Annotated in this window: 1 protein-coding gene; it reads right to left on the bottom strand. The window is 70.7% G+C overall.

All coding sequences use genetic code 11. The features are described from left to right. A partial coding sequence (locus ACFVVX_RS37525; protein WP_387952635.1) for an amino acid adenylation domain-containing protein occupies window positions 1–12,237 on the bottom strand: 12,237 nt, incomplete at both ends.

Here is a 12,237-nt window from a genome sequence, read left to right as displayed (position 1 = left end):
GGCGTCGCCGTCGTGGGGGGTGTGGAGGGGGGTGGTGGGGTGGTGCTGGGCGTGGTCGGGGTGGACGCGCTGTCCGGTGAAGGCGGTGTCCTGGTTGTCGGTGTCCTGGTCGGTGATCAGGACGGTGGCGGTGGCGTCGGTGAGCATGTAGTGGCGTCGTTCGGCGGGTAGGGCCGGGTCGACGGGGATGTAGGCGGCGCCGGTTTTCCAGGTGGCGAGCATGGCGGTGAGGACGGCGGGGCTGCGGTCGAGGCTGATGCCGATGTGGTCGCCGGGGGTGACGCCGAGGCTGGTGAGGTGGTGGGCGAGCTGGTTGGAGCGCTCGTCGAGTTCCTGGTAGGTGAGCTGTTCGTCGCCGCAGATGACGGCTGTGGCGTGGGGTGTGGTGGCGGCGTGGGTCTGGAAGAGGTGCAGCGGGCTGGTGCCGGGCCAATCGGTCTGGTGGCCGTGCAGGGGTGCCAGGGTGCCGGCGGGCAGGTGGGCGGTGGTGGCGTCGCCGTCGGGGTCGGCGGCCATCGCCTCCAGGACCTGCCGGTACATGGCGCCGAGCCGCTCCAGGGCCACCGCACTGAGAACAGCCGTCGTTGTCCCCAGGTTGACCTTGCCGCGGGTAGGAATCACATTCAGCGCGAACTCATTGATCCCGTCGTTCAACCCCTCGGTGACGTCGACCTTCTCGGTGTCGACGTGGTGGAAGTCCAGGTACTCGAACAGGACCGAGAGCAGGTGCCGGGAGTTCCCCGCTTCGCGTTGGACGGCGGGGAGGGGGTAGCGGCGGTGGGTCCAGATCTCGGCTTCCTGGGCGTAGACGTGTTCGACGAGTTGGCGCCAGGTGCCGGTGGGGCGGTGGGCGGGGAAGGGCAGGGTGTTGAGGTGCATGCCCAGGACGCGGTCGGCGCCGGGGGCTTCCAGGCGGCCGTGGAAGACGACGCCGGTGTGGAAGGCGTCGTCCGCGGTCAGGGAGCTCATGACCTTGAGGTGGGCGGCGAGCAGCACGCTCTTGAGCGAGGTGTTGGCCTTGAGGGCGAGGGCGCGCAGCGCGTCTTCGAGGTCGGCGAACGGGACCTGCCTGCCGTGGCGGACACCTGCGGGGGCGCCGGTCTGTGACCAGTCGGCGGGCAGGCGCAGCGGAGCGTGTCCGTCGACGACGTCCTGCCAGAACGCCCGGTCCTCGGGGCTGGCCAGCGACTCCAGCTCGGCGGCGATGAAGTCCGCGTAACGCACCGACGGCGCCTGGTACTCGGGGAGTTCACGGCCGTCACGCAGGTGCTGGTAGCACTCCACGATCTCCATCATCAGGGCGTTGTAGCTCCACCCTTCGGAAATCGCGTGGTGGTAGGTGAAGTTGAGCCGCCAGGCGTCGTCGCCGTCGATGAGGGCGGAGACGTGCAGGAGAGGCGCGGTGCTCAGGTCGAACACCACCGCGTGCTGCTCGGCGACGAACTCCCTCCGCAGCCGGTCCTGGTCCTGGGGATCCAGGCCGCGCAGGTCGTGGACGTTCACCTGGTAGGCGGCGACCGCGTGGACCAGTTGGAGCGGCTGGGAGTAGTCGCTCAGGTGCATCGACGTCCGCAGGATGTCGTGGCGACGCGCGACGGTGTCGACGGCCTCCTGGAGAGCGGCCGGCGAGAGCGGCTGCTCGTCGCGGATCAGGAACGAGTTGAGGTTGTGGTAGACGGCCCGTCCTTCGGGGCCGGCGGCCATCGTCTCGGCGAGCATGCCGGTCTGGATCTGTGACAGGGGGTAGGCGTCGACCAGGTCGGCCGGGAGCGCGGCGCGGTCCTCGTCGCTGATCAGCGAGAACGGTGCGACCGCGCTGATCAGCGACTCGTCGGCCGCCTGGCCGGCCAGGCCGGCGCCCAGGCCGGCGATGGTGCGGTGCCGGAAGACGTCGGGGATCGACACGTCGAACCCGACGGCGCGCATCGCTCCGACGAGCCGTACGGCGCGGAGCGAGTCGCCGCCGAGGTCGAAGAAGCTGTCCTGGACGCTGACCTGCCGGAGTCCGAGCACCTCGGACCAGATGGCGGCCAGCCGCTCCTCGACGGGGGTGCGGGGCGCGACGTACCGGCTGCCGCCGAAGGCTTCGCGGTCCGGGGCCGGCAGGGCCCGGTAGTCGACCTTCCCCCCGCTGATCAGCGGGAGGGAGTCGAGCATGACGAAGGCCGACGGGATCATGTAGCCGGGCAGGGTGGTGCCCAGGTGCTCGCGCAGGAGGCCCGAGGCCGGGGCCGCGTCGTGTCCGACGACGTAGCCGACCAGGGTCCGCTCTCCGCCCTCACCGGCCGGGGCGGTGACGACGGCATCCCGCACGGCGGGGTGTTCGCGGAGCCGGGCCTCGATCTCGCCGAGTTCGATGCGGTAGCCGCGGACCTTGACCTGGCTGTCGGCGCGGCCGAGGAAGTCGAGGGTGCCGTCGGGCAGGCGGCGGGCGAGGTCGCCGGTGCGGTAGAGGCGGGAGCCGGCCGGGCCGAACGGGTCCGGGATGAAGCGTCCCGCGGTCAGGCCGGGCTGGTGCAGGTAGCCGCGGGCCAGGCCGGGGCCGCCGACGTGGACCTCACCCGGCACGCCGGTCGGCACGAGTTCCAGGTTGGTGTCCAGCAGGTGAATGCGCAGATCGTCGAGCCGGTGCCCGAGACGGCTCGTGGACGGGTGGTCGAAATCGCCCGCGTCGAGCCGGTGGAAGGTGCAGTGCACGGTGATCTCGGTCGGCCCGTACAGGTTGATCAGCGCGGTCCGGTCGAGTCCGGTCCTGGCGACCCACTGGTTCAGCTCGGCGGTCTCTAGCTTCTCACCGCCGAGAACGACGGCCCGCAACCCCAACCCGTCGATCCGGTCGTCGCCTTCGCCGGCCATGGCCGACAGGGCGCGGAACGCCGAGGGGATCTGGCACAGGACGGTGACCTGCTGGGCGACCAGCAGATCGAGCAGGTCCTCGGGGGAGCGGCCGACCTCCGGAGGGACGATCACCAGTCGGCCGCCGTGGAGCAGCGCGGCCCACATCTCCCACACCGAGAAGTCGAACGCGTAGGAGTGGGACTGGGTCACGACGTCACTGCTGGTGAAGGCCATCTCCTCGCGGACGGCCGCGAACATCCGCCGGACGTTGGCGTGGGTGAGCAGGACGCCCTTGGGCTTGCCGGTGGAGCCGGAGGTGTAGATGACGTACATCAGGTCGTCGGGCGTGCCGACGGTCTCCGGGTCCGTCCCCGGCCGGGCGGCGATCGCGTCGCGGTCGTCGTCGGCGTCGAGGACCACCAGCTCACCGGCGTAGATGTCGGCGAAGGCCGTGAGGTGCTTCGCCCTGGTGACCAGGATCGGCGAGGCGGCGTCGGCGAGGATGTACGCGAGGCGGTCGGCCGGATTGGTCGGGTCGAGCGGGAGGTACGCGGCACCGGACTTGAGGACGCCGAGCAGGGTCGGGACGAGGTCGATGTCCCGCTCCAGGGAGACACCGACCAGTGTCCCGGGGCCGGCTCCGAGGGTGCGCAGGTGGTGGGCGAGGCGGTTGGCGCGTTCGTTGACCTGGGCGTAGCTGAGGTGGGTGTCGCCGAAGGTGACGGCGGTGTTGTCGGGGGTGCGGGCCGCCTGCTGGGCGAAGGCCTCGTGGACGCAGGTGTCGACGGGGTGGTCGGTAGTGGTGTTCCAGTCGGTGAGGAGCTGGGTGAGCTCGGCGGCCGGCAGGCGGCTGGTGCGGGCGCTGCCGTCCGGGTCGGCGGCCATCGCCTCCAGCACGAGCCGGTAGATCGCGCCCAGGCGCTCCAGGCCGGCCCTGCTCAGCGCACCGCTTCCGGCGACCAGCTCGATGTGGCCGTCCGTGGCCACCGCACTGAGAGCGGCCTCGTTGCCGCCTCCGTTGAGTCCGGCGGTGGTGTCGATGGTGTCGGTGTTGACCTGGTGGAAGTTCTGGTGGTCGAACATGACGGGGAGGAGGCGGTCGTTGGTGCCGGTGTCGCGTTGGATGGCGGGGAGGGGGTAGCGGCGGTGGGTCCAGATTTCGGCTTCCTGGGTGTAGACGTGTTCGACGAGTTGGCGCCAGGTGCCGGTGGGGCGGGTGGTGGGGAAGGGGATGGTGTTGAGGTGCATGCCGAGGACGTGTTCGGCGTCGGGGGCTTCGAGGCGGCCGTGGTAGACGACGCCGGTGTGGAAGGTGTCGTCGGGGGTGAGGGTGCTGAGGGCTTTGAGGTGGGCGGCGAGCAGGACGCTCTTGAGTGAGGCCTTGGCTTGGAGGGCGAGGTGGCGCAGGTTGTCTTCGAGGTCGTGGAAGGGGACCTGCAGCCAGTGGCGTTCGGTGGTGGCGGTGTTGTCGTCGGCCCAGGTGGTGGGGAGGTGGAAGGGGGTGTGGGTGGTGGTGATGTGCTGCCAGTAGGCCTGGTCGTCGGGGTTGGCGAGGGAGGCTAGTTCGGCGGCGATGTAGTCGGCGTAGCGGATGGCGAGGGGTTCGCCGGTGGTGGGTTCGGTGCCGTCGAGGGCCTGTTGGTAGCGGTCGACGGTTTCCATCATGAGGGTGTGGAGGGTCCAGCCTTCGGAGATGGCGTGGCTGTGGCTGAGGGTGAGGCGCCAGGCGTTGTCGTCTTCGAGGTGGGCGGCGATGCGCAGGAGGGGGGCGGTGGTGAGGTCGAAGCCGGTGGCCCATTCCTGGGTGGTGTAGTCGCGTCGGGCCTGCTGGAGTTGTGTGGCGTCGAGCCCCCGCCAGTCGTGGACGGTTACAGGCAACTCGGCGGTTTCGTGGACGAGTTGGAGGGGCTGGGAGTAGCCGTCGAGGTGCATGGAGGTGCGCAGGATGTCATGGCGCCGGGTGACGGCGTCGACGGCCTGGCGCAGGGCCGGCAGGGAGAACGCGCGGTCTGCCGGGATCCGGAAGGAGTTGATGTTGTGGTAGAGCTTCTCGCCCCCCGAGTCGGTGGCGGCCGTGAGCATCTCGACGAGCATGCCGGTCTGGACCTGGGAGAGGGGGTAGGCGTCGACCACGCCGGCCGGGAGTGTGGCGCGGTCCTCGTCGCTGATGAGGGCGAAGGGGGCGACGGCCTGGATGAGCGAGGTGCCGGCGGTCTGGCCGGAGAGCTGGTGCGCGAGGTCGGTGATGGTGCGGTGCTGGAACACGTCCCGGACCGACAGCTCGTGGCCGGCGGCGCGCAGGGCGCCGACGAGTCGGACGGCGCGGATGGAGTCGCCGCCGAGGTCGAAGAAGTTGTCCTCGATGCTGACCTGGGGCAGTCCGAGGACGTCGGACCAGATGGCGGCGAGGCGTTCCTCGACGGGGGTGCGGGGGGCGACGTAGCGGCTGGTGGCGAACGCGCTCGCGTCCGGCGCGGGCAGAGCGCGGTGGTTGAGCTTGCCGTTGGAGGTGAGGGGGATGCGGTCGATGGCGAGGTAGGCGGCCGGGACCATGTAGTCCGGCAGGTCGACGGCCAGGTGCTCGCGCAGGACGCCGGCGTCGAGCGCGGCTCCGGTCGCGGCCTCGGTGACGACGTGGGCGACCAGTGCGGTGCTCCCGCTCGGTGACTGATGGGTCGTCACCACGGCGTCGCGGACGGTGGGGTGTTCGCGGAGGCGGGCTTCGATCTCGCCGAGTTCGATGCGGTAGCCGCGGATCTTGACCTGGGTGTCGATGCGGCCGAGGTAGTCGAGGGTGCCGTCGGGCTGGCGGCGGGCGAGGTCGCCGGTGCGGTAGAGGCGCGAGCCCGCCGGGCCGAACGGGTTGGGGATGAAGCGCTCGGCGGTGAGGGCGGGGCGGTTGAGGTAGCCGCGCGCCAGGCCGGGGCCACCCACGTGGATCTCACCCGGAACACCCACCGGTACCAGCCGGCCGTCCTTGTCCAGCAGGTGCATCCGGAGGTCGTGCAGCGGCAGGCCGATGACGCTCCGCCCGGACGTGTCGAGGTCCTCGCCGGTCAGCCGGTAGTACGCCGCGTGCATGGTGGTCTCGGTCGGCCCGTACAGATTCAGGAGGGTGGGCTCGTCGAGGCCCAACTGCTCGGTCCACGGACGGAGTTCGGCGGTCTCCAGCTTCTCGCCGCCGAAGCCCACCAGCCGGAGGCCGAGCTGCTGGAGCCGGGGGTCGCGGTCGCCGGCCAGGGCGGTCAGGGCCCGGAACGCGGTGGGCGTCTGGCACAGGACGGTGACGCGTTCCCCGACCAGCAGGTCCAGGAAGTCCTGGGGGGAGCGGCTGACGCCGGTCGGGACGATGACGAGTCGGCCGCCGTGGAGCAGTGCTCCCCACATCTCCCACACCGAGATGTCGAACGCGTACGAGTGCGACTGGGTCACCACGTCGGCGGACGAGAACCCGAGCTGTTCGCGGGTCGCGGCGAAGTGCCGCAGGACGTTGGCGTGGGTGAGGGTGACGCCCTTGGGGCGGCCGGTGGAGCCGGAGGTGTAGATGACGTAGACGAGGTTGTCGGGGTGGGTGAGGGGGGTGGGGTCGGTGGTGGGGTGGGTGGCGATGGTGGTGGCGGTGGGCTGGTCGTCGATGACGACGAGGGGTCCGTCGTAGAAGGCGGTGATGCGGTCGGCGAGGGTGGTCTGGGTGACGACGATGGTGGCGGCGGCGTCGTGGACGATGTGGGCGAGGCGGTCGTCGGGGTTGACGGGGTCGAGGGGGAGGTAGGCGGCGCCGGACTTGAGGATGCCGAGGAGGGTGGGGATCAGGTCGAGGGTGCGTTCGAGGGAGAGGCCGACGAGGGTGTCGGGGCCGGCTCCGAAGGTGCGCAGGTGGTGGGCGAGGCGGTTGGCGCGTTCGTTGACCTGGGCGTAGGTGAGGTGGGTGTCGCCGTAGGTGAGGGCGGTGTTGTCGGGGGTGCGGGCCGCCTGCTGGGCGAAGGCCTCGTGGACGCAGGTGTCGACGGGGTGGTCGGTGGTGGTGTTCCAGTCGGTGAGGAGCCGGGTGAGTTCGGCGGCCGGCAGGTGGCCGGCGGTGGCGTCGGCGTCGGGGTCGGCGGCCATCGCCTCCAGGACCTGCCGGTACATGGCGCCGAGGCGCTCCAGGTTGACCTGGCTGACCACGGCCGCCGTCGTCCCCAGGTTGATGTACCCGCCGCGGGCCACCGCGCTGAGCGCGAACTCGTTCGGCGAGGAGTTCAACGTGGCGTCCATGTCCACGTCGTCCTCGTCGACCTGGTGGAAGTTCTGGTACTCGAACAGGACGGGGATGAGGCGGTCGCCCTCACCCAGGTCGCGCTGGATGGCGGGGAGGGGGTAGCGGCGGTGGGCCCAGATCTCCGTTTCCTGGGCGTAGACGCGCTCGACGAGTTGGCGCCAGGTGCCGTTGAGCCGGACCGACGGGAAGGGCAGGGAGTTGAGGTGCATGCCGAGGACGCGTTCGGCGTCGGGGGCTTCGAGGCGGCCGTGGTAGACGACGCCGGTGTGGAAGGCGTCGTCCGCCGTCAGCGAGCTCATGACCTTGAGGTGGGCGGCGAGCAGCACGCTCTTCAGCGAGGCCTTCGCCCGGACGGCCAGCCGCTGGAGCCCCTCCTCCACGTCGTGGTACGGCACGTACTGCCGGTGGTGGTCGACGGCGGAGCCGTGCCTCTCCGCCCAGCTGTCCGGCATGCGCAGCGGCGTACGGCCGGCCACGATGTCCTGCCAGAAGGCCTGGTCCTCGGGGCTGGCCAGTGACTCCAGTTCGGCGGCGATGAAGTCGGCGTAGCGCACGGCGAGGGGTTCGCTGGCGGTGGGCTCCGCACCGTCGAGGATCTGCCGGTAGCACTCCTGGATCTCCACCAGCATGGAGTGGTAGCTCCAGCCCTCGGTCATCGCGTGGGCGTGGCTGAGGGTGAGGCGCCAGGCGTCGTCCTCCTCCAGGTGGACGGCGATGCGCATGAGGGGGGCGGTGGTGAGGTCGAAGCCGGCGGCCCACTCCTGGTCGGCGTAGTCACGTCGGGCCCGGTCGAGCTGCTCGGCGTCGAGTCCGCGCCAGTCGTGCAGGGCGAGGGGGACCTCGGCGGTGTCGTGGACGAGCTGGAGGGGCTGGGAGTAGCCGTCGAGGTGCATGGAGGTGCGCAGGATGTCGTGGCGTCGGGTGACGGTGTCGACGGCCTGGCGCAGGGCCGGCAGGGAGAACGCGTGCTCCGCCGGGATCCGGAACGACGTCAGGTTGTGGTAGGTGTGCAGGTCACCGGCCGTGAGCATCTCGACGAGCATGCCGGTCTGGATCTGCGACAGGGGGTAGGCGTCGGTGATGCCGACGGGCAGGGCGGTGCGGTCCTCGTCGCTGATGAGGGCGAAGGGGGCGACGGCCTGGATGAGTGAGGTGCCGGCGGTCTGGCCGGAGAGCTGGTGCGCGAGGTCGGTGATGGTGCGGTGCTGGAAGACGTCGCGGACGCTGGTGTCGTGGCCGGCGGCGCGCAGGGCGCCGACGAGTCGGACGGCGCGGATGGAGTCGCCGCCGAGGTCGAAGAAGCTGTCCTCGATGCTGACCTGGGGTAGGCCCAGGACGTCGGACCAGATGGCGGCCAGCCGCTCCTCGACGGGCGTGCGGGGCGCGACGTAGCGGCTGGTGGCGAACGCGCTCGCGTCCGGCGCGGGCAGCGCGCGGTGGTTGAGCTTGCCGTTGGGAGTCAGGGGGATGCGGTCGATGGCGATGTAGGCGGCCGGGACCATGTAGTCGGGCAGGTCCGCGGCCAGGTGCTCGCGCAGGACGCCGATGTCGATCGGGGTGTCGCTGACGACATAGGCGACCAGCGACTTGCTCTCGCCCTGCGACTGGTGGGCGATCGCCACGGCGTCGCGGACGGTGGGGTGTTCGCGGAGCCGGGCCTCGATCTCGCCGAGTTCGATGCGGTAGCCGCGGATCTTGACCTGGGTGTCGATACGGCCGAGGAAGTCGAGGGTGCCGTCGGCGAGGCGGCGGGCCTGGTCGCCACTGCGGTAGAGGCGCGAGCCCGCCGGGCCGAACGGGTCCGGGACGAAGCGCTCGGCGGTGAGGGCGGGGCGGTTGAGGTAGCCGCGGGCGACGGCGGGACCGCCGACGTGGATCTCGCCCGGAACACCCACCGGTACCAGCCGGCCGTCCGCGTCCAACAGGTGCATGGCCGTGTCGGCCAACGGCACGCCGACGGGGTTGCGGTCGGAACGGCCGAAGTCCTCCTCCGAGACCTGGTGGAACGTCGAGTGCACGGTCGTCTCGGTGATGCCGTACATGTTGACCAGGACCGGGTGGTCACAGCCGTTGCGGTCGGTCCACGACCGCAACTCACTGAGCTCCAGGCGTTCGCCGGCGAAGATCACCGCACGCAGGTCGAGCTCGTCGATCCGCGGATCGCCCTCGCCGGCCAGGGCCGACAGCGAACGGAAGGCCGACGGCGTCTGGCACAGGACCGTGGCCCGGGATGCGACCAGCAGGGCCAGGAACTCGTCCGGCGAGCGCGTCACGACCGCCGGAACCACGACGAGTCGGCCGCCGTGGAGCAGTGCTCCCCACATCTCCCACACCGACACGTCGAACGCGTACGAGTGGAACAGCGGCCAGACGTCGGTCTCACCGAACCCGTAGTGCTGCTGAGCACTGGCGAACAGCCGCAGGACGTTGGCGTGGGTGAGGGTGACGCCCTTGGGGCGGCCGGTGGAGCCGGAGGTGTAGATGACGTAGACGAGGTTGTCGGGGTGGGTGAGGGGGGTGGGGTCGGTGGTGGGGTGGGTGGCGATGGTGGTGGCGGTGGGCTGGTCGTCGATGACGACGAGGGGTCCGTCGTAGAAGGCGGTGATGCGGTCGGCGAGGGTGGTCTGGGTGACGACGATGGTGGCGGCGGCGTCGTGGACGATGTGGGCGAGGCGGTCGTCGGGGTTGACGGGGTCGAGGGGGAGGTAGGCGGCGCCGGACTTGAGGATGCCGAGGAGGGTGGGGATCAGGTCGAGGGTGCGTTCGAGGGAGAGGCCGACGAGGGTGTCGGGGCCGGCTCCGAGGGTGCGCAGGTGGTGGGCGAGGCGGTTGGCGCGTTCGTTGACCTGGGCGTAGGTGAGGTGGGTGTCGCCGAAGGTGACGGCGGTGTTGTCGGGGGTGCGGGCCGCCTGCTGGGCGAAGGCCTCGTGGACGCAGGTGTCGACGGGGTGGTCGGTGGTGGTGTTCCAGTCGGTGAGGAGCTGGGTGAGTTCGGCGGCCGGCAGGCGGCTGGTGCGGGCGCTGCCGTCGGGGTCGGTGGCCATCGCCTCCAGGACCTGCCGGTAGATGGCGCCGAGGCGCTCCAGGTTGACCTGGCTGACCACGGCCGCCGTCGTCCCCAGATTCACCATGCCGTCCGCGGCGATGACGCTGAGGGCGAACTCGTTGCCGCCTCCGTTGAGTCCGGCGGTGGTGTCGATGGTGTCGGTGTTGACCTGGTGGAAGTTCTGGTGGTCGAACATGACGGGGAGGAGGCGGTCGTTGGTGCCGGTGTCGCGTTGGATGGCGGGGAGGGGGTAGCGGCGGTGGGTCCAGATTTCGGCTTCCTGGGTGTAGACGTGTTCGACGAGTTGGCGCCAGGTGCCGGTGGGGCGGGTGGTGGGGAAGGGGATGGTGTTGAGGTGCATGCCGAGGACGTGTTCGGCGTCGGGGGCTTCGAGGCGGCCGTGGTAGACGACGCCGGTGTGGAAGGTGTCGTCGGGGGTGAGGGTGCTGAGGGCTTTGAGGTGGGCGGCGAGTAGGACGCTCTTGAGTGAGGCCTTGGCTTGGAGGGCGAGGTGGCGCAGGTTGTCTTCGAGGTCGTGGAAGGGGACCTGTAGCCAGTGGCGTTCGGTGGTGGCGGTGTTGTCGTCGGCCCAGGTGGTGGGGAGGTGGAAGGGGGTGTGGGTGGTGGTGATGTGCTGCCAGTAGGCCTGGTCGTCGGGGTTGGCGAGGGAGGCGAGTTCGGCGGCGATGTAGTCGGCGTAGCGGATGGCGAGGGGTTCGCCGGTGGTGGGTTCGGTGCCGTCGAGGGCCTGTTGGTAGCGGTCGACGGTTTCCATCATGAGGGTGTGGAGGGTCCAGCCTTCGGAGATGGCGTGGCTGTGGCTGAGGGTGAGGCGCCAGGCGTTGTCGTCTTCGAGGTGGGCGGCGATGCGCAGGAGGGGGGCGGTGGTGAGGTCGAAGCCGGTGGCCCATTCCTGGGTGGTGTAGTCGCGTCGGGCCTGGTCGAGCTGTGTGGTGTCGAGCCCCCGCCAGTCGTGGACGGTTACGGGCAACTCGGCGGTTTCGTGGACGAGTTGGAGGGGCTGGGTGTAGCCGTCGAGGTGCATGGAGGTGCGCAGGATGTCGTGGCGTCGGGTGACGGCGTCGACGGCCTGGCGCAGGGCCGGCAGGGAGAAGGGGCGCTCCGCCGGGATCCGGAAGGAGTTGATGTTGTGGTACAGGCCGGCTGCCGAGTCGGTGGTGGCCAGCATCTCGACGAGCATGCCGGTCTGGATCTGCGACAGGGGGTAGGCGTCGGTGGTGCCGGGGGGCAGGGCGGCGCGGTCCTCGTCGCTGATGAGGGCGAAGGGGGCGACGGCCTGGATCAGTGACTGGCCGGCGGTCTGGCCGGAGAGCAGGCCCGCGAGGTCGGCGACGGTGCGGTGCTGGAAGACGTCGCGGACGCTGGTGTCGTGGCCGGCGGCGCGCAGGGCGCCGACGAGTCGGACGGCGCGGATGGAGTCGCCGCCGAGGTCGAAGAAGCTGTCCTCGATGCTGACCTGGGGCAGGCCCAGGACGTCGGACCAGATGGCGGCGAGGCGTTCCTCGACGGGCGTGCGGGGCGCGACGTAGCGGCTGGTGGCGAACGCGCTCGCGTCCGGCGCGGGCAGCGCGCGGTGGTCGACCTTGCCGTTGCCGGTCAGAGGAATGTGATCGATGGCGATGTAGGCCGCCGGGACCATGTAGTCGGGCAGGTCCGCGGCGAGGTGCTCGCGCAGGACAGCGACGTCGATCGGGGTGTCGCTGACGACGTAGGCGACCAGTGACTTGCCCTCGCCCTGCGACTGATGGGCGGTCACGACGGTGTCGCTCACTGTGGGGTGTTCGCGGAGGCGGGCTTCGATTTCGCCGAGTTCGATGCGGTAGCCGCGGATCTTGACCTGGGTGTCGGCGCGGCCGAGGAAGTCGAGGGTGCCGTTGGGGAGGCGGCGGGCGAGGTCGCCGGTGCGGTAGAGGCGGGAGCCGGGGGGGCCGTAGGGGTTGGGGATGAAGCGTTCGGCGGTGAGGGCGGGGCGGCCCAGGTAGCCGCGGGCGAGTGAGGTGCCGCCGATGTGGATTTCGCCGGGGACGGTGGTGGGGGTGGGGTGGAGGTGGGGGGTGAGGACGTACATGGT

This window comes from Kitasatospora sp. NPDC058170 (assembly GCF_042883905.1).
GTDB lineage: Bacteria > Actinomycetota > Actinomycetes > Streptomycetales > Streptomycetaceae > Kitasatospora.
This window is presented reverse-complemented; position numbering and strand designations above follow the sequence as displayed.